The 25600-nt window shown below is 64.9% G+C and carries 25 protein-coding genes; 11 read left to right on the top strand and 14 right to left on the bottom strand.

Annotated features, from left to right (window positions below; translation table 11 throughout):
• Nucleotides 1-50 precede the first annotated feature (50 nt).
• The 3 genes from JQ627_RS12095 to JQ627_RS12105 are packed head-to-tail and all read right to left on the bottom strand — an operon-like array spanning nt 51 to nt 3199.
• Nucleotides 51-902 carry a MaoC family dehydratase N-terminal domain-containing protein gene (locus tag JQ627_RS12095; RefSeq protein ID WP_212484432.1) on the bottom strand — a complete coding sequence of 284 codons (852 nt, stop codon included), beginning with the start codon at nt 900-902 and terminating at the stop codon, nt 51-53.
• Between the two features lie 14 nt (nt 903-916).
• Nucleotides 917-2020, bottom strand: a complete 1104-nt coding sequence (locus tag JQ627_RS12100; protein WP_212484433.1) for a CaiB/BaiF CoA-transferase family protein — start codon at nt 2018-2020, stop codon at nt 917-919.
• A 9-nt stretch (nt 2021-2029) separates the two neighbouring features.
• Nucleotides 2030-3199, bottom strand: coding sequence for an acyl-CoA dehydrogenase family protein (locus tag JQ627_RS12105; protein WP_212484434.1), 1170 nt, complete (start codon nt 3197-3199; stop codon nt 2030-2032).
• 125 nt (nt 3200-3324) lie between these two features.
• Here JQ627_RS12105 and JQ627_RS12110 point away from each other — a divergent pair, with 125 nt between their 5' ends.
• Nucleotides 3325-4245, top strand: coding sequence for a LysR substrate-binding domain-containing protein (locus JQ627_RS12110; protein ID WP_212484435.1), 921 nt, complete (start codon nt 3325-3327; stop codon nt 4243-4245).
• Between the two features lie 251 nt (nt 4246-4496).
• On the opposite strand, the gene JQ627_RS12115 is transcribed toward JQ627_RS12110, so the two are convergent.
• Both JQ627_RS12115 and JQ627_RS12120 read right to left on the bottom strand, forming a co-directional pair.
• Complete coding sequence (locus JQ627_RS12115; RefSeq protein WP_212484436.1) at nt 4497-5771, bottom strand: cytochrome P450; 1275 nt, start codon at nt 5769-5771, stop codon at nt 4497-4499.
• Nucleotides 5772-5833: 62 nt separating this feature from the next.
• Nucleotides 5834-7099 (bottom strand): cytochrome P450, encoded by a 1266-nt coding sequence (locus tag JQ627_RS12120; RefSeq protein ID WP_212484437.1) that lies wholly within the window; start codon nt 7097-7099, stop codon nt 5834-5836.
• 311 nt (nt 7100-7410) lie between these two features.
• Between JQ627_RS12120 and JQ627_RS12125 the strand changes: the two genes are divergently transcribed.
• Both JQ627_RS12125 and JQ627_RS12130 read left to right on the top strand, forming a co-directional pair.
• A complete protein-coding gene (locus tag JQ627_RS12125; RefSeq protein ID WP_212484476.1) occupies nt 7411-8556 on the top strand; it encodes a YjgN family protein in 1146 nt (381 codons plus the stop codon).
• A gap of 3 nt (nt 8557-8559) precedes the next feature.
• Nucleotides 8560-9672, top strand: a complete 1113-nt coding sequence (locus tag JQ627_RS12130) for a M48 family metallopeptidase (protein WP_212484438.1) — start codon at nt 8560-8562, stop codon at nt 9670-9672.
• Nucleotides 9673-9745: 73 nt separating this feature from the next.
• Here the strand turns inward: JQ627_RS12130 and upp are convergent, their stop codons facing one another.
• The 5 genes from upp to JQ627_RS12155 all read right to left on the bottom strand — a co-directional run bounded on the left by upp (nt 9746) and on the right by JQ627_RS12155 (nt 14387).
• The gene (upp, locus tag JQ627_RS12135) at nt 9746-10375 is read right to left on the bottom strand and encodes a uracil phosphoribosyltransferase (protein WP_212484439.1); all 630 of its coding nucleotides are present in this window, start codon (nt 10373-10375) and stop codon (nt 9746-9748) included.
• A 57-nt stretch (nt 10376-10432) separates the two neighbouring features.
• Nucleotides 10433-11671 (bottom strand): URC4/urg3 family protein, encoded by a 1239-nt coding sequence (locus JQ627_RS12140; protein ID WP_212484440.1) that lies wholly within the window; start codon nt 11669-11671, stop codon nt 10433-10435.
• 7 nt (nt 11672-11678) lie between these two features.
• Nucleotides 11679-12935: a GTP cyclohydrolase II gene (locus JQ627_RS12145; RefSeq protein WP_212484441.1), complete on the bottom strand. Its 1257-nt coding sequence runs from the start codon at nt 12933-12935 to the stop codon at nt 11679-11681.
• 271 nt (nt 12936-13206) lie between these two features.
• Nucleotides 13207-13842 carry a VOC family protein gene (locus JQ627_RS12150; RefSeq protein ID WP_212484442.1) on the bottom strand — a complete coding sequence of 212 codons (636 nt, stop codon included), beginning with the start codon at nt 13840-13842 and terminating at the stop codon, nt 13207-13209.
• Nucleotides 13843-13844: 2 nt separating this feature from the next.
• Nucleotides 13845-14387 carry a hypothetical protein gene (locus JQ627_RS12155; protein ID WP_212484443.1) on the bottom strand — a complete coding sequence of 181 codons (543 nt, stop codon included), beginning with the start codon at nt 14385-14387 and terminating at the stop codon, nt 13845-13847.
• A gap of 133 nt (nt 14388-14520) precedes the next feature.
• Here JQ627_RS12155 and JQ627_RS12160 point away from each other — a divergent pair, with 133 nt between their 5' ends.
• The 3 genes from JQ627_RS12160 to JQ627_RS12170 are packed head-to-tail and all read left to right on the top strand — an operon-like array spanning nt 14521 to nt 17446.
• Nucleotides 14521-15648 (top strand): threonine synthase, encoded by a 1128-nt coding sequence (locus JQ627_RS12160; RefSeq protein ID WP_212484444.1) that lies wholly within the window; start codon nt 14521-14523, stop codon nt 15646-15648.
• Between the two features lie 9 nt (nt 15649-15657).
• Nucleotides 15658-16311: a transcriptional regulator gene (locus JQ627_RS12165; RefSeq protein WP_212484445.1), complete on the top strand. Its 654-nt coding sequence runs from the start codon at nt 15658-15660 to the stop codon at nt 16309-16311.
• Nucleotides 16295-17446, top strand: a complete 1152-nt coding sequence (locus JQ627_RS12170; RefSeq protein ID WP_212484446.1) for an alanine racemase — start codon at nt 16295-16297, stop codon at nt 17444-17446. The genes JQ627_RS12165 and JQ627_RS12170 overlap by 17 nt, the downstream gene beginning before the upstream one ends.
• Nucleotides 17447-17646: 200 nt before the next feature.
• Here JQ627_RS12170 and JQ627_RS12175 read toward each other — a convergent pair whose 3' ends face one another.
• A complete protein-coding gene (locus JQ627_RS12175) occupies nt 17647-18462 on the bottom strand; it encodes a DUF2927 domain-containing protein (protein ID WP_212484447.1) in 816 nt (271 codons plus the stop codon).
• A gap of 84 nt (nt 18463-18546) precedes the next feature.
• Nucleotides 18547-19125 (bottom strand): L,D-transpeptidase, encoded by a 579-nt coding sequence (locus JQ627_RS12180; RefSeq protein ID WP_212484448.1) that lies wholly within the window; start codon nt 19123-19125, stop codon nt 18547-18549.
• 282 nt (nt 19126-19407) lie between these two features.
• On the opposite strand from JQ627_RS12180, the gene JQ627_RS12185 reads away from it, so the two are divergent.
• Both JQ627_RS12185 and JQ627_RS12190 read left to right on the top strand, forming a co-directional pair.
• A complete protein-coding gene (locus JQ627_RS12185; protein WP_212484449.1) occupies nt 19408-20955 on the top strand; it encodes an acetolactate synthase large subunit in 1548 nt (515 codons plus the stop codon).
• A gap of 34 nt (nt 20956-20989) precedes the next feature.
• The gene (locus tag JQ627_RS12190) at nt 20990-21508 is read left to right on the top strand and encodes a hypothetical protein (RefSeq protein ID WP_212484450.1); all 519 of its coding nucleotides are present in this window, start codon (nt 20990-20992) and stop codon (nt 21506-21508) included.
• A gap of 88 nt (nt 21509-21596) precedes the next feature.
• On the opposite strand, the gene JQ627_RS12195 is transcribed toward JQ627_RS12190, so the two are convergent.
• On the bottom strand, nt 21597-23132 hold the full coding sequence (locus JQ627_RS12195; RefSeq protein WP_212484451.1) for a heme peroxidase family protein: 1536 nt from the start codon (nt 23130-23132) through the stop codon (nt 21597-21599).
• A gap of 337 nt (nt 23133-23469) precedes the next feature.
• Nucleotides 23470-23703 (bottom strand): DUF3551 domain-containing protein, encoded by a 234-nt coding sequence (locus tag JQ627_RS12200; protein ID WP_212484452.1) that lies wholly within the window; start codon nt 23701-23703, stop codon nt 23470-23472.
• A gap of 253 nt (nt 23704-23956) precedes the next feature.
• Here JQ627_RS12200 and JQ627_RS12205 point away from each other — a divergent pair, with 253 nt between their 5' ends.
• The 3 genes from JQ627_RS12205 (at nt 23957) to greA (ending at nt 25524) form a co-directional block, all read left to right on the top strand.
• A complete protein-coding gene (locus tag JQ627_RS12205; RefSeq protein ID WP_212484453.1) occupies nt 23957-24295 on the top strand; it encodes a hypothetical protein in 339 nt (112 codons plus the stop codon).
• Between the two features lie 159 nt (nt 24296-24454).
• Entirely contained in the window at nt 24455-24940 is a 486-nt protein-coding gene (locus JQ627_RS12210; protein WP_212484454.1) for a hypothetical protein, read from the top strand.
• Between the two features lie 101 nt (nt 24941-25041).
• Nucleotides 25042-25524: a transcription elongation factor GreA gene (gene greA, locus JQ627_RS12215; RefSeq protein WP_212484455.1), complete on the top strand. Its 483-nt coding sequence runs from the start codon at nt 25042-25044 to the stop codon at nt 25522-25524.
• Nucleotides 25525-25600: the final 76 nt, after the last annotated feature.

The following is a 25600-nucleotide window of genomic DNA, read 5'->3' on the forward strand; positions in this document are numbered from 1 at the left end:
GTGACAGATTGCTTCGTCGCTTCACTCCCCGCAATGACGAGGAGAGTGCGTCACCACACCGCCGTTCCCTTCATCGTCGGCTGTCCCTCGGCATTCGCTGTCCACAGCTCCAGGCCCGCCTCGGTCTCGCTGGCGTTGATGGAGAATTCCGTGCCCTCGAACAGCGGCTGCACGCCGCGATAGGTGAACTTCTTCGGCGCCCTGCCGTCGCGCAGTTTCGCCGCCATCTCGATGATGAGCGCCGCCTGCAGCGGCCCGTGGAAGATCAGGCCCGGGTAACCCTCGACCTTGGTGACGTAGTCGCGATCGTAATGGATGCGGTGGCCGTTGAAGGTCAACGCGGAATAGCGAAACAGCAGCACGGGGTCCGAGACGTGCGTCTCGCGGTGTTGCGCCTTCGGCGGCGGAGGCGGAGCCTTGGCGCCAGCAGGCGCGCTGCTCGTCATCTCGCGATAGACGATGTCCTGCCGCTCGCGGATGGCAACGCCCCGCGGCGAGGAGATGCTGTGCTCGACCGAGACGAAGCACAGCGTGCCGGTCGAACCGGTCTTGACCTGAACATCGGCGATGCGCGAGGTCCGGGTCGACTCATCGCCGACCTGCAGTGGCTGCAGGAACTCGATCTCGCCGCCGGCCCACATCCGGCGCGGCAGCGGTACGGGCGGCAGGAAGCCCCCGCGGGTCGGATGGCCGTCGGGGCCGAGCATCGACATCGGAAACACCGGCTGCGCCAGGCACCAATGCACCGTGAACGGCGCGGCATCGCCCGCTTTGGGCTCGCCGACCTCCTGGAACAGCGTCGCGCGCAGGCCCTTCACGAGCTGCGCGGTGACGATGTCGGTGGCCTCCGTGCTGCGGCCGATCCATTGCCGCAAGTGATCGATGTCGAGCTTCTCGGTCATGGCGCCTCGCTCTGTTACTTCTTGGATTGGGGATTCTCGCCGATGCCGGGCACGGCGCCATAGGCGCGCGTCTCGCCGACGATGATTGGCGCCGGCGCGGGATAGCTGACGCGGCCGTTCGGCGTGTCGACCTCGATGCGGCGCAGATGCGGATGGCTGGTGAGATCGGCCATGGTATTGACCTCGGCAAAGGCGATGTCGGCGTCCGACAGCCGCTTCAACAGCTCGTCGCGCGTCATCTTGCCGAAAATGTCCGCGACCGTCGTGTCGGTGAAGTCGCGGTTGCGCACGCGCTCGACCATGTTGGCGACGCGCGGATCGGCCGGCAGATCAGGCTGATCGAGCACCTTCACGCAAAGCGTCTTCCACTCGCGCTCGCTCTGGATCGAGATCAATATGTCCTTGCCGTCCTTCGAGGTGAACACGCCGTAGGGTGCGATCGAGGGATGGCGCAGGCCCATGCGCTTGGGCGGATTGCCGGCCTCGGAGTTGAGCAGCGGCACGGTGCACCAGTCCGCCATCACGTCGAACATGGAGATGCGGATGTCGGCGCCCTTGCCGGTCCGTCCACGCCCAATCAGCGCCTCCAAAATCGCCGCATGCGCAGTGGCACCGGTCGCGACGTCCACGATCGACATGCCGACGCGCGAGGCGCCGTCGGGATTACCGGTGATGGAGGCGAGCCCACTCTCGGCCTGGATCAACAGGTCATAGGCCTTGCGATGCGCGTAAGGACCTTCGTCGCCATAGCCGGTGATCGTGCACGAGATCAGCCTTGGATAATCCTTCAGCAATCGCTCGCGCGAAAAGCCGAGCTTGTCCATCGAACCCGGCTTGAGGTTCTGGATCAGCACGTCGGCGCTCGCGATCAGCTTCTCGAGCTCCGCGCAGCCTTCCTTGGTGGCGAGATCGACCACCGCCGATTGCTTGCCGCGGTTGAGCCACACGAAGTAGCTGCTCTGGCCCTTGGCCGCCGCATCGTAGCCGCGGGCGAAATCGCCTTCGGGCCGCTCGATCTTGATCACCTCCGCGCCGGCATCCGCCAGCCGCGACGAGCAGAACGGCGCCGCGACCGCCTGCTCGACCGCAATCACCCTGATCCCGTCAAGTGCTCCCATGGCGCGACCTCAGTACGAGCGAGGCATGCCGAGCACGTGCTCGGCGACAAAGGACAGCACGAGATTGGTCGAGATCGGCGCCACCTGGTAGAGCCGCGTCTCGCGGAATTTGCGCTCGACGTCGTATTCCTCGGCGAAGCCGAAGCCGCCATGGGTCTGGATGCAGGCATTCGCCGCTTCCCAGGACGCATCGGCCGCCAGCATCTTGGCCATGTTGGCCTCGGCGCCGCAGTCGAGCCCGGCCTCGTATTTGCGGGTGGCTTCCTTCACCATCAATTCGGCCGCGCGCATCGAGGCGTAAGCCTTCGCGATCGGGAACTGGATGCCCTGGTTCTGGCCGATCGGCCGGCCGAACACTGCGCGCTCCTTGGCGTAGTTCGTGGCCTTCGCAATGAACCACTTTGCGTCGCCGACGCATTCGGCCGCGATCAAAATGCGCTCGGCATTCATGCCGGAGAGAATGTAGCGGAACCCCTTGCCTTCCTCGCCGATCAGATTCTCCGCCGGCACCTTCATGTCGGTGAAGAACACTTCGGTGGTGGCGTGGTTCATCATGGTGCGGATCGGGCGGATCTCGAGGCCCTTGTTCTTGGCCTCGCGCATGTCGACGATGAACACGGAGAGGCCGTCGGTGCGCTTCTTGCTCTGTTCCTTCGGCGTGGTGCGCGCCAGCAGAAGCATCAGGTCGGAATGCTCGGCGCGGCTGGTCCAGATCTTCTGGCCGTTGACGACGTAGCCGGCGTTGCCGTCCTTGCGCGCAAACGTCTTCAACGAGGTCGTGTCGGTGCCGCTGGTCGGCTCGGTGACGCCGAACGCCTGAAGCCGTAATTCGCCGCTTGCGATCTTCGGCAGATATTTTGCCTTCTGCTCGTCGTTGCCGTGCCGCAGCACGGTGCCCATCGTGTACATCTGGGCGTGGCAGCCGCCGCCGTTGCAGCCCGCGCGCTGGATCTCTTCGAGGATCGCGGCCGCGGCGGAAAGCTTCAGGCCCGCGCCGCCATATTCCTCGGGGATCAGCACCGAGAGATATCCGGCCTGCGTCAGCGCATCGACGAAGGCCTTGGGGTAGGCCATCTCGCGGTCGAGCTTGCGCCAGTATTCACCAGGAAACTGCGCGCAGAGCTTTGCGACGGCCTCGCGGATGTCGGCGTGATCTTCGGTGTGGTGTTCTTCACTCATGGCGTTTCCCGTCTGTAGCCGCAGTTAAGATAACGCCGGCCGATCCTCTGGCGTTGTGAAAACAATGCCAGCCCCCTATGCTCATTTGCTATAGCGTATGAAGTAGCCTTCCAGGATTGGCAAGCATGGATTTCCGGCAGCTCAGGACCTTCAGTTGCGTGGCGGAGCTCGGCAGTCTCTCGAAGGCATCCGACACGTTGCGCGTGGCGCAGCCGGCGCTGAGCCGGCAGATCAAGCTCTTGGAACACGAGCTGCGCACGGAGCTGTTCACGCGCAATGGCCGCGGCATGGTGCTGACGGAAGCCGGCCGTCTCTTGCTGGCACGCACCTCCGGCATCGTGCGGCAGATCGACCAGATTCGCGACGATATCCAGTCGGCCAAGGGGCCGCCGTCCGGGCAGGTCGTGCTCGGCCTGGTTCCGACCGTGAGCTGCGTGCTGTCGGCGCGTTTCGCGCGGCGCTGCGTCGAAAAGTTTCCCGGCATCTCGCTGCGCATCGTCGAGAGCTACAGCGGCCATCTCGTCGAATGGCTGCATCGCGGCGAGATGGATCTGGCCATCCTCTACGGCCGCTCCGCCGACCTGCATCTCAACGTGGAGAGCCTCGGCCGCGACAACATCGTCGCGGTCGGCCCGCACGGCTGCGGCCTCGCGCGCAAGAAGAGCGTCGATATCGGCTGGCTGCTGCGCCAGCGGCTGGTGCTGCCCAGTCATTCCCACGGCCTCCGCGCGTTGATCGAGCACGCGGCCGCCCAGCGCAAGATCAAGCTCGACGTCCAGCTCGAGGCGGATTCGTTCCGCGTGCTCACGAGCCTGGTCGAGGAAGGCCTCGGCTTTGCGCTCTTGCCGCCGTCATCGGTCCACGGCGAGGTCGCGGATGGGCGGTTGGAAACCGCGCCCGTATCCAAGCCGATGACGCGCGAGCTCATATTCGCCTCTCCGATCGACCGTCCCGCCTCGACGGCCTCGCTCGCCATCACGACACTCTTGCGCGAGGAGGTCGCCGCCTGCCGCAAGGAAGGGGTCTGGGACATCCGCCTCGCCTGAGGCGCCGGCACTGTGTTCTCAGGAGGATTTAGGACACGAGGCTGCAGTCGGCCCTTCGCATCTTGAGCGAGCTGTCATGCCGGAATTTTATAGCTGGGCGGTGTCGCCGCGTTAGCCGCTGTGGCCGTGACAGGCCGGTGTACCCACGACCTCGTCATTGCGCGCGTAGCGAAGCAATCCAGGAATCCCTCCGAGGCGACAGTCTGGATTGCTTCGTCGCAAGGGCTCCTCGCAATGACGGAGGAGAGAGCTCAGCCTGGAATCCTCACCGGCAGCGACTCATATCCCTTGATGAAGCTCGAATAGATCCGCTTGGGCTCGCCGACCACCTCGATCCGGTCGAACCGCTTCAACATCTCCTCCCAGACGATCCGCAGCTGCAGCTCGGCCAGCCGCATGCCGACGCAGCGGTGGATGCCGAAGCCGAAGGAGAGGTGGGTGCGCGGCCGCGGGCGGTCGATGATGAACTCGTTCGGCTTCTCGAACATCTCCTCGTCGCGGTTGCCGGAGACGTACCACATCACGACGCGGTCGCCCTTCTTGATGTGCTTGCCGCCGATCTCGGTGTCGGCAAGCGCGGTGCGGCGCATATGCGCCAGTGGCGTTTGCCAGCGGATCACCTCGGGCACCATGGAGTCGATCAGCTCCGGATTGGCGCGCAGCCTGTCGAACTGGTCCGGGTTCTCGCTCAGCGCCAGCACCGAGCCGCTCATGGTGTTGCGGGTGGTGTCGTTGCCGCCGACGATGAGCAGGATGATGTTGCCCATGAGATTGTCGGGGTCCATGAAGCGCGTCGCATCGTTATGCGCCATCAGCGACAAGAGATCGTTGCGCGGCGCGGAGTTGACGCGCTCGTTCCACAGCTTCGACATGTAGGCGTAGCATTCGTCCATCTCGCGGCGGCGTTCTTCGGCGGACGCAACGATGCCGCTCTTGGGCAGCGCAGTCGCGACATCCGACCAGCGCGTCAGCTTGCGCCGCTCTTCCCAGGGGAAGTCGAACAGGGTCGCCAGCATCTGCGTCGTCAGCTCGATCGAGACGCGCTCGACGAAATTGAAGGTCTCGTTGCGCGGCAGATTGTCGAGCACGGTCTGCGAGCGCTGGCGGATCAGCTTTGCTAGCTCGTCCAGATGGGTCGGCGTGAACATCGGCGAGACAGTCTTGCGCTGCGCCGAATGCTGCGGCTGGTCCATCGCGATGAAGCTCGGCCAGTCATAGCCCTGCGGTACATCGCGGATCCCGATGCCGCCGAGCGTCGAGTCCGACGAGAAGATGCCGTGGCTGGTGTCGACATGCATGATGTCGTTGTACTTCACCACCGACCAGTACGGATCGATCGGCGCATTGGTGCAGTAGTGCACCGGCTCTTCCTTGCGCAGCCGCTCGAACCACGGCCACAAGGTGTCGTCCTGGAACAGCCTGGGTGCGCCGGGGTGGAATTGCGCCAGCGGCGTCGCATAGGCCTCCTCGCGGGCCTTGCGCATGCGTTCCGCCTTGTCGGTCTTGACCGGAGTCTGGATGTTCATGGTGGTAGCTCCAGTGTTTCTCTGTCTTCGCATCTCCCCGCAAGCGGGGAGAAGGAGCAATCTCACGCCGCAATCTTGACCGGCAAGGTTTCAAGACCCTTTACGAAACTCGAATAAACCCGCTTGGGTTCACCGACCACGTCGATATGGTCGAAGCGCTTGAGGATCTCTTCCCAGATAATCTTGAGCTGAAGTTCGGCAAGTCGCAAGCCGACGCAACGGTGGATGCCGAAGCCGAAAGACAGATGCGTGCGCGGCCGGGCGCGGTCGATGATGAAATCGTAGGGCTTTTCGATCGCCTCTTCGTCGCGGTTGCCCGAGACGTACCACATCACGACCTTGTCACCTTTCTTGATCTGCTTGCCGCGGAACTCGAAGTCGGCAAGCGCGGTGCGCCGCATATGCGCCAGCGGCGTCTGCCAGCGGATCACCTCCGGCACGAAGCTGTCGAGCAGGCCGGGGTTCTCGCGCAGCTTGCGATACTGCTCCGGATGCTGGCTCAGCGCGAGAAGCGAGCCCGACATGGTGTTGCGGGTGGTGTCGTTGCCGCCGACGATCAAAAGGATGAGATTGCCGAGGAAGTTCTTGGCGTCCATATCGCGGGTGGCGGCACCATGCGCCATCATGGAGAGCAGATCGCTCTTCGGCGGCTGCGCGATGCGCTCCTTCCACAGCCGCGCGAAATAGCCCGCGCATTCCGCAAGCTCGGCCTGACGTTCGTCTTCGGTGGCGACGAGGCCGTCGGGCCCGGGAATGGTGGTGGCGATATCAGACCAGCGTGTCAGCTTGCGGCGGTCCTCCCAGGGAAAGTCGAACAGCACCGCGAGCATCTGCGTGGTGAGCTCGATCGAGACCTGGTCGACCCAGTCGAACACCTCGCCGCGGGGCAAATTGTCGAGGCACTCGGCCGAGCGCTTGCGGATGTTGAGGGCGAGATTGTCCAGATGCGTCGGGGTGAACATCGGCGCCACGGTCTTGCGCTGCGCCGCGTGGCGCGGTGGGTCCATCGAGATGAAACTCTCGCGCCGCAGGTCCGGGTCGATGTCGCGGATGGTGATGCCGCCGAGCGAGGAGGCCGAGGAGAACACCGAATGGTTGGTCTCGATCTCCATGATGTCGTTGTAGCGCGTCACCGACCAGTACGGCCCGAACATCGAGGCCTTGCAATAGTGCACGGGGTCTTCGCGGCGCAGGCGATCGAAATAGGGCCAGAACGTATCAGTCCTGAACAACTCGGGATCGCCCGGATCGAACTGCTCCAGCGGCAGTGACGTGGCGCGTGCGCGTAACGCGTCGAGGTTCGCCGCGCTCTCGATGGTCCCATGCATGACCGCTCTCCCTGACATTCCCCGCGCGCTTTTTTCTGAATTCTGCGCTGCGGTATTTGATTTGCAATTACAGCCCGTTGTCTGCTTCGGAGCAAGGGAGAGTTTTGCCACATCCAACCTTTGCGAGAGGGCCGGACGGCCGTCACGCAGATGTGTCAACGCGATCCTCCGCACGCCCCGCCTGCGGAATCATGCGAGTAATCGACTGAAATCGAGGCAAATCGAACCCGCTCATCTTGGGGATCGACTAATCTCTGATCTATAGTTTGACCGTACCAGGTCCGCACCCCGAGGTTGCCGCCGTGAACGACATGCAATGGGCCCCGATCGGCTCTGAACCGCTCCCGCCGCCGCTGCCGCCGACGCGGGTCGATTTCACCGGCAACCGCTCCGAGTTCCGCAAAATGGTCACCAAGGGTGCCATGCTGGAGCTCGTTACTTTCGGCTTCTACCGGTTCTGGCTGGTCACCGACATCCGTCGTCATTTGTGGACGAACACCGCGATCGACGGTGACGCCGCCGAATATACCGGCCGGGCCAAGGAGCTGCTGATCGGCTTCCTGTTCGCGCTCGCGATCCTGGTCCCGATCTACCTCGCTTATTTCCTTGTCGGCATCGAGTTCGAGCGCTGGCAGGGCTTTGCCTCGACGCCGCTGTTCATCAGCTTCTACGCCTTCGGCCAATTCGCGATCTTTCGCGCGCGGCGCTATCGCCTCACGCGCACGGTCTGGCGCGGCGTGCGCTTCTGGATGGACGGCTCGGGCTGGGCCTATTCGTTCCGGGCCATGCTGTGGGGGCTGCTGGCGTTCCTGACCCTCGGCCTGGCGCTGCCCTGGCGCGAGGCCTCGCTCGAACGCTACAAGATGCGGCACACCCATTACGGCGATTTAAGCGGCGACTTCGAAGGCGACGGCTGGACGTTCTTCAAGCGCGGCTGGTGGCTGTGGCTCTTGAGCCCGATCGCAATCGTGATCTTCCCGCTCGCCCCGTTCTTCTATGCCGAGTTCAAGGCGCGTGAATGGCGCTGGTGGCTTGACGGCATCCGCATCGGCGGCGTCAGCCTGTCCTCGGAGTTGCCGCACAACGCGTTCTACGGCCTGTACTGGAAAGTGATCGGCTGGTGGATGCTGCTCTCGACCGTTTTCGCAGCCTATATGGGCGGTGGCGCCTTGCTCATCGTCGCGCTGAGCGGCGTTCCGGCCGATCAGGTGTTCGGATCCGACAATGCCGCCAAGAGCATCCCGATGGTGGTGATGATGGTCATCGGCTATTTCGCCCTGGCGCTCGCGATCAACATCGTCATGCGGGTCTATCTCCAGCGCGATATCTGGGCCAAGGTGCTGGAAACCGTCGAGGTGCACAACATCGCGGCCGCGGCGGATGTACGCGGCACCGGCGAGCTTGCCAGCGCGCTCGGCGAAGGTTTTGCCGACGGGCTCGATGTCGCGGGATTCTGATCTGTGAGTGACTTGTCCACCGAAGTTCCGGCGCAGCCTGCAAAGCCGACGATCTTCTTCGACGGCGAGTCGAGCCGCAGGCGGCAGGTGATGCTGACGCTCGGTGATACGCTCGAGATCCTCGAGGAGGGGGGAACGCCGGTACGCTGGGCCTATGCCGACATCCGCCGCACCGACAGTCCGGCCGGCGTTCTCCGCCTGGCCTCCACGTCCGCGCCGCCGCTGGCGCGGCTCGAGATCCGCGACGCCGCGCTCGCCGCAGACGTGACCGTCCGCTGCACGCGCCTCGACGAGCACCAGACCACGCGCCGCGGCGTCGCAAGAATCGTCGGCTGGTCGGTGGCCGCCGCCGTCTCCATTGTCTGCGTCGTGCTGTTCGGGGTGCCGCTCGCTGCCGACCGTCTCGCACCGCTGGTGCCCAAGCCGGTTGAGCGGCGCATCGGCGACGCCGCCGAAGTCCAGGTGAAAACCATCTTCGGCCGCAAAGCGTGCGAAGACCCTGCGGGCAAGGCCGCGTTCACAAAACTCGTCAATCGTCTGCGCGATGCCGCGGGCCTCGACGACGATTCCATGACGGCGGGCGTGCTGCCGACCTCCGTGCCGAACGCGTTCGCGCTGCCTGGCGGCAAGGTCTACGTGCTGAAGGGCCTGCTCGACAAGGCGGAAAGCCCGGACGAACTCGCCGGCATCCTCGCCCACGAGCTCGGCCATCTCAAGCATCACGACAACATGCGCGGCCTGATCTACAACGGCGGCACCTCGTTCCTGATCGGCCTGCTGTTCGGCGACGTCACCGGTTCCTCCGCCGTGATCTTCGCCTCGCGCAGCGTGGTCGAAGCCTCCTATTCGCGCGAGGCCGAGACCGCCGCGGATACGTTCGCGATCGAGATCATGCACAAGCTCGGCCGCTCGCCGAAGCCCGCGGCCGAATTGATGTTCCGCATCACCGGCAAGGAAGGCGGCTCCGGCCTCACCACGATCCTGGCGAGCCATCCGCTCACCGAGGATCGCCTCGCGCGCATGACGAAGGAAGATCGTCCCGCCAGCGGCCTGCCGCTGTTGACGGACAAGGAATGGCAGTCGCTCAAGCTGATTTGCGGCAGCGGGAAGATCTAGAGCGTTTTCGAGCGAAGTGGCTACCGGTCCGCGTGGAGAAAACGCGTCAAAAAAAGAATCGAGAGTTCCGCGCTCATCTCGTCCCGTAGGCGCGGTCGCCGGCATCGCCGAGGCCCGGCAGGATGAAGCCGTTCTCGTCGAGCCCTTCGTCCACTGCGGCGGTCCAGATCGGCACGTCCGGGTGCAATCCGCGCAGTCGTTCCAACCCTTCCGGCGCGGCGATCAGGCAGGCGAGGCGGATGTCCCTGGCGCCGCGCTCCTTGAGGCGGTCGATTGCGGCGACGGCTGTGTTCGCGGTCGCGACCACCGGGGTCACCACGATCGCAAGGCGCTCGCCGAGGTCGGACGGCGATTTGAAGAAATATTCGACCGCGGCAAAACTGTACGGCTCGCGGTACAGGCCGATATGGGCGACGCGCGCGGTCGGCACCAGATCCATCATGCCGTCGACGAAGGTGGTGCCGGCACGCAGCATCGGCACGAACACCAGCTTCTTGCCGGCGATCTTGGCCGAATGCATCGTCGCCAGCGGCGTCTCGATGACGGTATCGGCGAGCGGCAGGTCGCGCGTCACCTCGTAGCACAGGAGCATGCCGATCTCCTTGATCAGCTCCCGGAACGACTTGGTCGAGATGGACTTGTCCCGCACCAGGGTCAGCTTGTGCTGGACCAGCGGATGATCGACGATCGTGACGCCTTCCATGACGGGATGCTCCTGAAATTCATCGATACGCAATGGTTCACGTTGCGGATGAATGGATTAAAAAACCGTGCCGTCGCTGATGACCTTGAGCGGCGGTGCCCCGTCGGGCCGGCGCGCGAAGGCGATGGCGCGGCCGGCGGCCCAGGTGCCACCTTCGAGAATGCTCGCGAGGGGCAATGTCTCAGGCGTGCGGCCGAGCTTGGCGCGGACGCCACTCGCGAGCCGGTCGAGCAGCGCGACGGTGAGCGCACGCCACTCCACGACGAGCAGGGAATCCACCGCATGCGCGCGCTCGGCATCGGCCGGATCGCGCAGGCGCAGCACCTCGTGATCGACGAACAGGCCGCCATTGCGGTATTCGGCAAGCCCGGTCAGTCCGTCGATGTCGGTGACCTCAAAGCCGGCGCGCTGCAGCGGTTCGATCAGCGAATAGCTCAGCCATTGCGACAGCTTGTGCAGGGGGACGAGAGCTGCGGTTGCGTCGTCCGCCTTGATCGCCGGATGGCGCCAGCAATCGCCGAGTGGAATCCCGGCGAGCTCGAGCCGTGACGGCCAGATCGGCCCGAGCTGGTTCAGCACTGCGGCCAGGATGGCGGGCGCGGCGACCGCGCCGCCCACAGCCTGCGCCGCGATGTGATCGAACAGGCCGCCCGGCCGCGGCGTATCGTGCAGGCCGAAGATCTCCGCACCCTCGGCAACCAGCTTGCCCAGACGCCGCAGCAGATCAGTGCGTCCGTCGAGACCGAGCAGCGGATTGGCATCGCTCACCTGAAAGGCGGAGGTGAGGGAGGCCAGCGGCAGTTTCGCGAGCACGTCTGCATCGGCCCTGAACGGCGCACGCGGATCGCGCGAGAAGAGGCCACCCGCAAACATGTCGAGGCTTGCAATGGCAAGCCCTTCCGATCGACCGATGCTTTCGCCCGTCACCACGTCACGGTATCGCCACGCCGCGCCCGCGCCGGCATCGAGCAGCACGCTGACGATTGCGAGGTCGAACTCCGCGCGCGCCCGCGCCGCACGGTCGGGCCACGACGTCGCGTCAGCCAGCCGTGCCCAGCGGTCAACGCCAGCAAGCACAAAGTGCCGCCAGCGTGCATGGAAGGGAATCTCCAGTGTCGGATAGGCTTTGCGCGTGACCGCGATCACGGCCTCCGCCACGCCGTCCATGCGGTCGAGGTCGATCGTGAAGTGCTGGAGCCCGCCGGCGAGGCCGATCTCGAGCATTTTTGCGGCACGCGCGCGAACCGCTCCTGCGCTGAGCAGGGAGCGGGCCTGTTGTTCCAAAGCCTCCGCCATCGCGCGATCAGTACTTTTCCAGCGAACGTCCGACCACGCCGTTCACGTCCTTCTCCGGCGCGATGTCGGTCGAGTAATAGCCGGCAGCCTTTTTCGCGGCGATCTCGACATAGGCGTCGGCCGGGATCAGCTCCGGCGGGATCGGTACGCGCTCCACGATGTCGATGCCCTGCGAGGTCAGGGCGTCATGCTTCATGTCGCTCATCGACAGGAAGCGGTCGATGCGCTTCAGGCCGAGCCAGTGGATCGTATCCGGCATCAATTGCTGGAAGCGCGCGTCCTGGACGCCGGCAACGCATTCGGTGCGCTCGAAATAGGCGGCCGCCGCATCGCCGTCCTCCTGGCGCTTGCGCGCATTGTAGACCAGGAATTTGGTGACCTCACCGAGCGCGCGGCCTTCCTTGCGATTATAGATGACGAGCCCGAGCCCGCCCTCCTGCGCGCCGCGCGCGGATTCTTCGATGCCGTGGATGAGGTAGGGGCGGCAGGTGCAGATGTCCGAGCCGAACACGTCGGAGCCGTTGCACTCGTCATGCACGCGGCAGGTGATCTTGGTGCGGTGGTCCGGCAGTTTTGTCACATCGCCGAACATGTAGACGGTGGTGCCGCCGATCGGCGGCAGGAACACCTTCATGTCCGGCCGGGTGACCAGCTCGGGGAACATGCCGGCGGTCTGCTCGAACAGCGTGCGCCGCAGCTCGGTCTCGCCGGTGCCGAAGCGCGTCGCAAGGCCCGGCAGGTACCAGACCGGATCGATCGCGATCTTCACCACCGACACGCTGCCATTGGCGTGCACGACCTCGCCGTCGGCGCGCAGCCGTTTTGCGGCCAGCGCCTCGCGGATCTCCGGCAGGTCGAGCCGCGCGCGCGTCACCGCGATACTTGGGCGGATATCGACGCCCTCGGCGATGTCCTTGCCGAAATTCTCCGCGACGAGATGCCCCCAGGGATCGAGCGCGACGATCTTGTCGGGATCGCGCCATTGCTCAAACGGCCCGATGGTCGCGGCCGGAAAGGTGTTGGTGAGGTCGGGACGGCGGATTGGATCGAGCGCGCCGGCGGACACCGCGAGCGCGCGGTACATCGCGTAGGAGCCGCCATGGCTGCCGATCACGTTGCGATCCCCAGCGCGCGATACTGTGCCGATGATCGGCCCCCGGGCGCGCGCGTCGGTTGCGCCCCAGTGAATCGGAAACGCGGCCTTTTTGCCTGGCTCCGGATGGGAGGTGAGGCGGATGTGATCGGTACGGTTCGCGCGGCTCATGACCAAACTCCCAAAAAGCCGACGGCCCGCCGCTCGGACGGGCCTGGCTCGGTCGCGTTGCCAATGCGGAACACCGGCGACGCAAGCTCAATCCAACATATTGTAGCGGCCAGCCACGACAGACAAGTTAATGGTGTCCACGCTGGCCTGTGCCGCCGATGCCGTTCAGATGGGCATACGTGGGTCGGGCCCGAACGGCGCTCGGCGTCGCATTGTGAGCTATATGTATGTAATTGTTTGTATTTTTGAAGGGGTGGCGCCCCTGGCGCGCCTAGACCAATTGCCGGTCGCCCTTCGGGGTCCGGATCACCGCCCGAAACGAAGGCGCGGGATCGTGACTGAAGCGGATACGCGGATCGTCGAGAAAACCCGCCAGCGATGACTTGATCGTGTCCACATCGGGATGCCGTATCTCGAACTCGACCAGCGAGCAGCCGAGATCGGCCATGCGCGAGGCTGGATGCGGACCTTCAGGCCACTCGATGATTGTCGGGAACGCACCGTCGAACGGCATCGACCCGTCGGGCGGAACGGAGATCAGCCATTCGAGATTGCCGCGCGTCACCGTGATCGCCGGCCGGGCGGCATGCGGGATCTTCGCAAGCGCGGACTTGATGTCGGACGTGTTCGCGACCCACGTCATGAGCCTCGGCGAAGAGGCGAGCGCCGCATGGGTCCGCGCATCGTCCATCGCGAACCAGCGCGGCCGGCTCGGGGCGGGAGCCGACGGGTTCGGCGCGATGACTTCGAGGAACGACGTCCCGCTCAGCCGCAGCAGATGATTATGCGTCCCCATCAGCGGATGCGCGCCGCCGGCCGGTGGCGCAATGCCGAGCGCTTTCTCGACATAGGCGACGCCCTCGGCAAGGTCGTTGGCGGCGACGGTGATGTGGTCGAGATGGAGCATGGCTAGCGATCCAATTTCTTGTTGAGCTCCTCGAAGCTATAGCCATATCGCGCGGCGAGGTCGGACCAGAAGCGGATGTACTTGAACTGGCTTAGCGGCACCCGGAAATCGGATGGGGCATACTCGCGCTCGAAATAGTCATCCAGATCCATCCCGTAATAGATTGTGTCGAAGCCGAAGACGGAAAACACCGGGTTGCCCGATTCATGCGGCTCCTCGGGCAAGTATCGATGGGCGATCAAGGGAATCAGTTTGGGTGCGCGCGAGACGATGTCTCGCAACACTTCCTTGCGGGCCTGCATATCGGAAGGCCGCTCTCCCCACTCCGGCCACCAGAACGGATTGTGCTCGATGGAGGAGAGCAGCCGGGCGAGAGGAAAGTCGAGCGCCCGCCTGATTGCGGCGTCGTCATTCCAGTCGTGTCCTTCGACCGGTCGCTTCTCTCTCAGAAGAGCGACCAGGTCCGGCGGAAAGATCAGGCCAAATCGCTCCTGCGCACGATCGAGCTCGCTCTGACTGTAGCCTTTGGTCCATTGAACGGTCATTGCCTGCCCGCACCGTGAAAGAGATGGCGTATCTTGCACATGTCGACCCTGCAGACACGCTCCAAAGGGCGTCTGGACAAAATGTATATTTTCAGACATAATGTATAGGTCAGCTCCGCCCCAGGGAAACGCCATGTCCGCCGCCAGCTACATCGACCCTCGCAACGGAAAACTCTATCCGCTCGACCAGCCGCGCTGGTGCTCGGACGAGCGCACGCCGCTTCTGGTGACGCCGGGGGCGGGTATCTCGCGCGAGGACATTGACGGCCGCGCGCGCTCGCTCTGGCGCTACAGGGCGGCGCTGCCGGTCGAGATCGCAAAGCCGATCTCGCTCGGCGAAGGCTGCACGCCGCTGGTTCAACAGGCCTGGGGTGACCTGCGCCCGTTCTTCAAGCTCGAATGGTTCAACCCCACCGGCAGCTTCAAGGATCGCGGCTCGGCGGTGATGCTGTCGTTCCTGCGGCAGATCGGCGTCGACGCGATACTCGAAGACTCCTCCGGCAATGGCGGCTCGTCGATGGCGGGGTTAGGAGCCGCCGGCGGCATGCGCGTGAAGATCCTGGCGCCCGCCTCGACATCGCCGGCCAAGATCGCGCAGGTGCGCGCCTATGGCGCGACGGTGCAACTCGTCGAGGGCCCGCGCGAGGAGTCGGAAGCCGAGGCCATTCGCCAGTCGAGCCAGACCTTTTACGCCAGCCACAACTGGCAGCCGTTCTTTCTCGAAGGCACCAAATCGCTCGCCTATGAAATCTGGGAAGATTTTGGTTTTCGCGCGCCCGACAACGTCATCGTCCCCGTCGGCGCCGGCAGCAGCCTGCTCGGCTGCGCCTTCGGCTTCCGCGAGTTGTTGAAAGCCGGCCAGATCGCAAAGCTGCCGCGGCTGTTCGCGGTGCAACCGCAAAACTGTTCGCCGATCGATGCAAGCTTCAAGGCCGGTGTCGACACGCCTGTCGCGCGTGAGGTGAACAAAACCATCGCCGAGGGCACCGCGATCAAGAATCCGCTGCGCCTGCGCGAGATCATCGGCGCCCTGCGCGAGAGCGGCGGCGGCACCGTTGCGCTCACCGAGGACGAGATCGTCGCGGCCTTGCGTCGTCTTGCGCGGCAGGGCCTGTTCGCGGAGCCAACCAGCGCCAGCGCGGCCGCTGCGCTGAAAAAGCTCTCGGCTGCCGGAGCGATCAAGGCGAACGAGACCACGGTCGCGGTCCTCACCGGTACGGGGCTGAAGGCTGCAACCACTGTCGCCGATCTCGTGCAATAGGGGCGGGCGATGGGCCGCGCTAAATTCACTGCGTTGAGCAGGGCGACCGCCGAGCAAAAATTGCTGTTCGATCAGTTGCGGCAGATCGCGCAAGGTCTGGGCGAGACCTTTGCGCCGTTCTGCGAAGTCGTGCTGCACGATCTCACCGACCCCAAACAGGCGATCGTCGCCATTCACAACAATCTGTCCGGCCGCAAGGTCGGCCAGGGCGCGACCGAGCTTGGCCTCGCCCGCATCGCCGACCCCGACTACGCGCAGGTGATTTCGAACTACGCCAACAGCTTTGCCGACGGAAGGCAGGCCAAGAGCACCTCCATCGGCATCAAGGGTGCGGACGGTTCTTACGTTGCCGCGCTCTGCCTCAACGTCGACCTGACGCTGTTCCAGGGCTTGCAGAGCGCCATAGGCCAGTTCGTCAGCGTCGATGCGAACAACAGCCCGCGCGAGTCGCTCAACCCCGTCGGCGCGGAGGCAATCCGCGCCCATATCGACCAGTTCGCCGCGCGCCGCGCCACCACGCCCCGCGCGCTCAACACCGAAGATCGCCGCGCGTTGCTGCGCGAATTGCGGGACGCCGGCTGCATGCAGGTACGTCGCTCCTCTGACATCATCGCGGCCCATCTCGGGGTGTCGCGTGCCACGGTGTATGCCGATGCCCGCTAATACGGATTTGCTGGATCTGGAAACGCCCTGCCTGCTGCTCGATGAGCAGCGGCTCCGCGCCAATGTCGCGCGGATGAAGGCGCATCTCGCTGGACTTGGCGTGGCCTTCCGCCCGCATCTGAAGACCGCAAAATCGCTCGACGTCGCGCGCATCGCCATGAGCTCGCCAGCGGGGCCGGCCACGGTCTCGACATTGCGCGAGGCCGAATATTTCGCGGCCGGCGGCGTGCGTGACATGATCTACGCCGTCGGCATCGCACCGGCGAAGCTCGCGCGCGTCTCTGCCATCCGCGCCACCGGCGCCGATCTTGCCGTGATCCTCGACAGTCTGGAGCAGGCCGACGCCGTCGCCGCACATGCCGCGCGAACCGGCGAAGCCATCCCTGCGCTGATCGAGGTCGACGCGGACGGCCATCGCTCCGGCGTCGCGCCGACCGACGCGGCAACGCTGGTCGCCATCGGCAAGCGTCTGGTCGCAGGCGGCGCGACCTTGCGCGGCGTGCTGCTGCACGCTGGCGACAGCTACGCCCTGAACGATCCCGCAGCCATCGCGGATGCGGCGGAAGCGGAACGCATTGCCGCCGTGACTGCGGCGAACGCCTTGCGCAGCGCAGGTCTGCCCTGTCCCGTCGTCAGCGTCGGCGCGACACCGACCGCGCGTTATGTGCGCGACCTGACCGGCATTACCGAGGTGCGCGCCGGCGTCTTCATGTTCGGCGATCTCTATCAGGCCGGCGTCAGCTCGGTGGCGATGGACGATCTCGTGCTCTCCGTGCTTGCCACCGTCATCGGCCACCAAAAGGCGAAAGGCTGGATCATCGCTGATGCCGGCTGGATGGCGCTGTCGCGCGACCGCAGCACGGCGAAACAGGCGCTCGACCAGGGTTATGGCGTGGTCTGCGATCTCGCTGGGAAACCGTACCCGGACCTCATCGTCACCGACGCCAACCAGGAGCACGGCATCATCGGCTTGCGCAAAGGCTCCAATGCCGCGCTGCCCGATCTGCCCATCGGCTCCCGCGTCCGCATCCTCACCAACCACGCCTGCGCGACCGGCGCGCAATATGATCGCTATCAGGTGCTGGATGGTGAAGGCGGAGTCAGCGCCGTGTGGCCGCGGATCAACGGGTGGTAAGCACAGCGTCGCGCGGCCTTGCTTACCCTCCCCTGGAGGGGGAGGGTCGATCGCGCGAAGCGCGAGCGGGGTGGGGTGATCTCTCCGCACGGGCACCGCCTCGGTGGAGAGACTGTCACCCCACCCCGTCTCACATTTTCGCTTCGCTCAAATGCGAGCCGACCCTCCCCCTCCAGGTCCCTCCAGGGGAGGGTAAGAGGTTACTCCTTCAGATCATTCGCGCGCTTCACCCAGGCTCGTACGTCGGCGAGCACGGCGGGTAGCACCGCCTTGACCTCCTGCAGGGTCATGCCGGGCTTGATGCGGGGATCGTAGAGCAGGTTGAGGATGTACTGGTCGTAGACGTCGAAATAGCCCATCGACACATTGTCGTTGAACATGGTCCAAGGCACGCTCGGGGTGTCGTTGATGGGCCCAAGTGATTGCAGCAGCTCCTCATAGGCGCAGTCGAGGAAGGTGAAATCGCCGTTGTCGACGGTGAGGATCACGTCGGAATGCTCGATCTCGAAATTGTCGTTCTTGCGGAAGCCGGACAGGCATTGCGGATCGAGCGAGGTGCGGATCTCGCGCGCCTTCTCCGCGCCGTAGAAGGCGGCAATGGTGCGGAAGAGATCGCGGTCGCGTACGAGCTTCACCCGCACGTTCGCCGCCTCGCTGGTCGTGGTCATGGCGATGTCGAGATGCTGCACGCGGGCGGCGATGTCGGCCACGACTTTTGCCAGCTGCGTCTTGCGGTCGGCGCGGTCGCTCTCGGCGTAGACGCGCACCGGCCCGTCGAATTTTCGGATGCGGTCGACGCGGCCGGCGAGGTGGTACTCGGCGCCGAACGCGGTCTTCAGAAAGCCTTCGACGATCTCGCCGTCGGTGAAGCTCTTCTTCTCGGCGCGCTGGCGCGAGGCGATCGCGGGCAATTCGCCCGCGACGGCGATGGTAGCGGTGTCAGGGGCGAACGCGAAGGTGGCGAGTGCCAGCAGGGCGATGCGAAAGCCGGACGAAGGCGGGGCCAATGCGCTCATTGCTATCCGACGCTGCCGTATTCGGAAGCGACGCACAAGACCGCATATTCACGCGCCCTGCGGGTTCCCGCAATTCGTCGGCGGCTAGTTGTTGAGCACCACCACCTTGGTGCCGACCGAGACGCGGCTATAGAGGTCTGTGACGTCGTCATTGGTCATGCGGAAGCAGCCCGAGGACACCGCCTGGCCGATCGTCTCCGGCTCGTTGGAGCCGTGGATGCGGTACAGCGTCGAGCCTAGATACATCGCGCGCGCGCCGAGCGGATTCTCGATACCGCCCTTCATGTGGCGCGGCAGGTCGGGCCGGCGGGCCAGCATCTGCGACGGCGGCGTCCAGGCCGGCCATTCCTTCTTGGCGGTGATCCTGTGCACCCCGCCCCAGCGGAAGCCGTCGCGGCCGACGCCGATGCCATAGCGCAGCGCCTGGCCGTTCTGGAGCACCAGATAGAGGCGGCGCTCGGTGGTGTTCACCACGATCGTGCCGGGGGCGTAATTGCCGGTATAGTTGACCGTGGTGCGGGGGATCGGGCTCGAGCCGCCGCGGAAGAAGTTCGGGCCGAAGCCCATGATGTCACGCGAGTCGAACTCTTGGGCGAGCGCACCGCCTGTCGTGGCCGACAGCAGTGCGATGGCGGCAATCGGTGCGGCAAAAAACCGGATCATTGTCTCCCCCAAGGAAAAAATCGATTCAACTGAAGTTACAGGCCATATTTGCGGGCTTTTCGCAAGCCACGGCCCCGTGAGGCAGGCCCTTTACGAATGAGCCATGCTTAATGATTGGCGTTACCAAATCGGCAACAGCGCCAATTTGCCGGAAAATGTTAGCCAAACCCGCGCATCGCCCCGCGGGGCAGGGCCGCGATGCCGGCTATTGCTTTGACGAGGCGAGCGAACAATGATTGATCGGACGGATTATTGGACATTGCCGGTCGCGGGAGCTGAAGAATGAACGGTGCGGAAAGCCTGGTGCGGACGATGGTCAAGGGTGGGGTGGACGTCTGCTTCACCAATCCGGGCACCTCCGAGATGCATTTTGTCGCGGCGCTCGACCGCGTGCCGGGCATGCGCTGCGTGCTCGGCCTGTTCGAAGGCGTGGTGACCGGTGCCGCCGACGGCTATTTCCGCATGAAAGGCACGCCGGCCTCGACGTTGCTGCATCTCGGTCCGGGCCTCGCCAACGGCCTTGCCAATCTGCACAACGCCAAGAAGGCCAATTCCGGCATCGTCAACATCGTCGGCCAGCATGCGGTCTACCACATCGGCTACAACGCGCCGCTGACCTCCGACATCGAGGGCCTGGCCCGGCCGATGTCGTCCTGGGTCCGCACCTCGCCGGATTCCAAGTCGGTCGCGGCCGACGGCGCCGCGGCGATCGCCGCCGCCAAGAGCTCGCCGCCGCAGATCGCGACCCTGATCCTGCCCGCCGACACCGCCTGGAACGAGGCCGACGGCATCGCCGAGGTGCCGGCCGAGCAGCAGCGCGCGAGCTATTCGCCGCGGGCAGTCGAGCAGGCCGCGAAGATCCTGCACGGCGACGGCGGGGGCACGCTGCTGCTGATGACCGGCAGCGCGCTGAGCGAAAAGGGCCTGGCGCTCGCCGAGCGCATCGCCGGCAAGACCGGCTGCACCGTGATGGGGCCGACCTTCCGCCCCAAAATGGCGCGCGGCCGCGGCCGCTACTCGATCGACCGCATCCACTACGTGATCGAGAACGCGCTGCCGATGCTGGCGAAGTTCCGCCACATCGTGCTGGTCGAGTCCGACGATCCCGTGGCGTTCTTCGCCTATCCGAACAAGCCGAGCATGCTCAAGCCCGAGGGCTGCGAGGTGCACCGCATGACCACCTGGGGCGAGAATTCGGTCGCGGCGCTCGAAGCGCTGGCCGGCGCGGTGAAGGCGAGCGCGAAGGACGTCAGGCCGCAGGCCTTGGCTGAGCTGGTGAAGCCGACCGGCGCGCTGACTTTCGCCACGATCGCGCAGGCGATCGCTTGCGCGATCCCCGAGAACGCGATCATGGTCGACGAATCCCTGACCACCGGCCGCGGTTTCTTCCCGCCGACGGCGGCGGCCGCTCCGCACGACTGGCTCCAGAACATGGGCGGCTCGATCGGCTTCTCCACGCCGCTGTCGATCGGCGCCGCGATCGCGTGCCCGGACCGCAAGGTGATCACCATGGTCGGCGACGGCAGCGCGATGTACACGATCCAGTCGCTGTGGACGCAGGCTCGAGAGAACCTCAACATCGTCACCATCGTGTTCGCCAACCGCATCTACCAGATCCTGCGCGGCGAGTTCGACAATGTCGGCGCCGGCGAGCCCGGCCAGCGCGCCAACGACATGCTCCGGCTCGACCGTCCGACGCTGGACTTCGTCGCGCTGGCGAAGGGCATGGGCGTGCCCGGCCGCGCCGTCACCAACGCGGAGGAGTTCAACAAGGCGCTGGCCGAAGCCGTCGCCGAGCCCGGGCCACGGCTGATCGAAGTCCAGATGTAGGCTGCATCAGGAGCGCCGAGAGCCGGGGGGCACGATGCAGAGCGAGCTGAACAAGGTGATCGCGGCGCTCCGGGACTTCTACACCCACGAAGGGTTCTTGTTCGAGAAGGACGTCGGCGAGCGGGCGGTGACGCACCGCTTCGCCGTCTATCTGGAGCGGCAATTCTCCGGCTGGTCGGTCGATTGCAACTACGACCGCCTCGGCGAGCGCACGCTGCATCTGCCGCACGGCGCGATCGTCTCCACCGACGATCATCTGGGAAAGTCGATCTACCCCGATGTCGTCGTGCATCAGCGCGAGATCCCGAACAATCTGCTCACGGTGGAGATCCGCAAGGCGAGCAATCACACCTCGCTCGAGCACGACCAGCACAAGCTGATGGCGATGACCGACGCCCATGTCTGGTTCGCCTACTGGATCGGCGTGCTGCTGGTGCTGGACAAGCACCATGTGACGATTTCGGAGGTCTATGTCAGCGGCGTCGTGGATCAACCACTGTCGCTCTGGTTTGCGGCGCGGCTGGAGGAGAGCGGTCTCGGGGCCGCGCACTAGACCGTCTCCACAGCGTCATGGCCGGGCTTGTCCCGGCCATCCACGCCTTGTCACGCAGTGCAAAGAACGAGTCTCATCTCATCAGGCCTCAGTGCAGCGGATTGCCCTGGCCGAGCGCGTAGGCGACGAGGTCCTTCAACGCGAAGCTGGAGCCGGTCACCGGCGTCCATTGCGGGTCGAGCGACAGCACGGAGGAGTTGTCGCCGAACATCAAGCCGAGGAAGACTTCGGCGACGATACGGCCGCCCACGGGGCCGAGCTGCGGCGTGTTGACGGTGCCGGGCCCACCGGTGACGGGGATCGTGACGGCGGTCTGGAACTGCCGCGCCTCGGCCAGGATGTAGGTCCAAAGCGGGCAATTGCCGGCAAACACGCCATTCGCGATGGTTGCGATCTTGGTCTGCGGATCGCCGGCGCCGGGTTCATCGACGGCCTTGCCGATGATGATCTCGTCATCCGTCAGCGGTGTCAGGTTCATCGCCCTGGCGACGGCCTGGCCGGACGGCAGTTTGAGCCGCCAGCTGCGCTCGAGATTGCGCAGCGCCAGCGATGACGGATTGGACGCGACCTCCGGCGGCAGCTTGCGCAGCGGGTCGACCAGCGACGTATCGATACGGTAGGCGAACTGAAGCCGCTTGTTGTTGTCGGCATTGGTGTCGTCGTCCTCGACACCGTAAGCGCGCGTGTCGAGATCGATGAAGCGGCCCCAGTCCATGGCGCGTCCCGGGCCCATGGCGCGGAAGCCCGTCAGCGCGTTCGTGTCGGGATTGTGGGGGTCGGGGAAGATCTGCAACAGCATGTTGTCCGCATCGTTCAGCCGATAGCCGGGGCGGATCATGGAATGGCCGAGGCGGTAGGCCGCAACCGAGAACTCGACCGGCATGAACGGATAGGTCTTCCAGTGGTAGTGGGCGACCTTGCTGCGATCGTATTGGCCCGCGGTCCTCAGCTCGTCCAGCACGCTGGCGTGGACGATGCGCGGCAGGAAATCGTTCAGCGCGACGTATTGATAGTGGAATCGGACGCGCTGCTGCACCTCTTCGAACGACAGGCTGTCGTTGTCGTCGACCATGCGGTTGTGAAAGCGCAGCATCAAGGCCTGGAACTGCGAGACGATGCTGTTCTCGTCGTTGCGGGGGTCGCCGATCAGGGCGCGGCCCTTGAAGCGCGGCAGGTCGCTGGCATCGGGTACGCCCGCGCCGGTCAGCTTCTCGCCGAGGCGGAACTTGGCACCGTCATACATGTAGGGCTGATCGTTCGGACCGCGGCCGTAGAGATTGTCCAGATCGAACGACGGCGTGCGGAAGTCGACGAGCCCGTCGGGGTCCTGCTGCTTGGTCAGCGAGCTGACCGGATCGAAGGTGATGTCGTGGTCGATGAACTGGCCGAAATAGGTGTAGAGAACGGGAATGCCGCTCTCCTCCGCGTCCGGCCCGTCCTTCGGCCCATCGAAGTCGGCGACCATCTTGTCGGCCAGCGCCGAAAGGTTCGCGACATTGTCGGCGTCGTTCGGACCGAATTTCGCCGGCGTGAGCTTGCGGAACATGCGTCCGAAGCGGCCTTGGGAAAGCGGCGAACGCGTTGCGTTCAGACCGCGCGGAACAATGCTGTGGCGGCTGCTCATTGAAAACACCTCCTGAAAAAGTCACGACGTACAACGAATAAAGCTAAAGTTGTTCGCATCAGAATATGCAGGTCACGCTAGATCAGGCGATTGGGTGCCACAAGCGATCTGCTTCACACACTGCGCGACATCGATGTTGTTCCGGGAGGGAGCGTTACGAGCAAGCTGCGGCCGTGCTTTGCAAATTTTTCCCGCGGGGATGACGAATAACATTCTCGTCATCGGCAGGCGCAAGCGGCGTCGCGCAGTGTCAGTTCGCCGGACTGTCGGCGAAGTGGATCGTCTTCACGTAATAAGTGTGGCGGCGTGCGCGTCATGCGCGCACGCCGTGACGTCGTCAGTAGGCGCGCTGCTGCGAGAGCGCGTAGCGCGGATTGATGCCGCAATAGGCCGACGTGCCGGAGGCGGAGGCGAGGCACTGCTGATAGCTCGCGAACTGGCAGTTGCCGGGATAGCCCCACATGCGACCCTGCAGGCAATATCGATCGTTTGCAGGATGTGCCTGGGCGGCCGGGGATGCTACGGCGATCAGGGCGGCGAACGATGCGAGAGTGAGGATGATGCGACGCATTTCGATCTCCTTCGAGAGCGGGTGGATGGGAATGTCAGCGAGCCCAACTCGTCTGATACATGGTCATGCCTCTTGGTGTCGACGGAATGCCGTGCGTTCGCGACGAGGCACATCATGACGCGGCGCGCGACCAGCAATGTGATCTCCGCCACAGTTCGTGGTGGGGTTCCGGCCTGTCCTGATCAGACTTGCGCGCGTCGATCCCGGAGAACTACGCTTGTCTCATTCGGAACAGGGTATTTTGGAGGTTCTAATGCAAAGGTCATATTTGGTGGCTGCGACAGCAGCGCTGGCGCTTCTCATGCAAACATCGCTCGCGCTGGCCCAGAGCGCGCCGGCCGCCGGGGGAACCGCAGCGCCTGCCGCGACAACCACTGAGCCGGCAGCGACGACGACCACGCCGGGCGCGACCAACGACACCTCCAGCCAGCCGGCCGACTCCAAGAAGAGCGCGTCGAAGAAGCCGGCGAAGAAGAAGATGACGCGGCAGCAGGAGATCGATCATTCGGTCGACAGCGGCACCGTGCCCGCGCGCTACCGCAGCTCGGTGCCCAAGCAGTACCAGAAGTATATTCCGTTCGATAAGCAGTGACGGATCGCACGGCGGCGCGACGTGATCGGGCGTCGGGCCGCCGGTGCCATCGCGTGACGGCCTTCGCGTGACGGCCTTGGCCAGGCGGAATCCGGCCATACTTCCCCAGTGGCGGTCCGCGAGAGCGGTGCTAAAGTAGGTCGAAGCCCGGGGGGAGAAATGAGCGACGACGTGAAGGATGCTGGCCTTGTGGCCATGATCAGCAGCATCCTGGGAGGCAACAAGCGCGCAGACACCGTTGCGCCGCCGCCGCTCACCGAGGCTCCATCGACAGCGCCGACGAATGGGTTCGAGCTGGTCGAGCCGTCCACCTCCGATCGTGCACCGGCCGAACCCGACGATGCGCCCGATACCGTGCCGGCTGCCGCGAAGCCGGTCGAGCCGCCAGCAAAAGTCGCGACGACGCCTGATGGCAAGCAGTTGCTGCCTGCCGAGGCGATCGCCGATCTCGTGCTCGGCGAGCTGCGCAAGCTGGAGAATTTTCCGGCGACCGGCGCCTCCGTCACGGTCTACGGTTACAGGCACTGGAACGCGATGATCACCTTCGCGCCGTTCTCGACCACGTTCCAGAACGCGACGCGGTTCCGTCAGGCCATGCCGGACCTCGTCTTCAAGCTGCGCCGTTTCGTCGAACTTGAGATATAGTCCGGCAAATCACCGACCGGCTGCCCGGCGCGGTTCCTCGTCAGGGGCTTGCGGCGTGAAGGCGCGACCGGTGCCTCCAACAGTACGACAGGATTTGCGAGTTGAGCGTTGCCTTTACCAAGGAAGAAAGCGCCGAAACCGCGTCCGAGACGCTGTTGCCGGATCGTCCGATCTCGCCTCACCCGAACCTCGTGACCGAAGCCGGCTTGCAGGCGCTGCAGGCGCAGCTTCGCGAAGCGCGCGAGGCCTATGAAGCCGCGCAAGCCATCGAGGACGTCAACGAAAAGCGCCGGCAGTCGGCGGTGCCCTTGCGTGACGCCCGCTATCTGACTGAACGGCTGCGCACGGCGCAGGTCATTCCCGATCCGGCGTCGACCGACGTCGTCGCCTTCGGCAGCACCGTGACCTTCAGCCGCACCGATGGCCGCGTGCAGACCTACCGCATCGTCGGCGAGGACGAAGCGGATCCAAAGGCCGGGTCAATCTCGTTCGTCGCACCGGTCGCGAAGTCGCTGATCGGGAAGGCGGTCGGCGATGTCGCAGGGACGGGCGCGCAGGAGATCGAGATTCTGTCGATCGCCTAGGGATGCGATCCGAGGCCTGAATGGCGGGCGCGTAAGGATCGAACCCCGGCAGCTCTGGCTTCGGTTTGGTTTCGCC

The sequence above is a fragment of the Bradyrhizobium liaoningense genome, from assembly GCF_018130785.1.
In the GTDB taxonomy this organism is placed as follows: domain Bacteria; phylum Pseudomonadota; class Alphaproteobacteria; order Rhizobiales; family Xanthobacteraceae; genus Bradyrhizobium; species Bradyrhizobium liaoningense_A.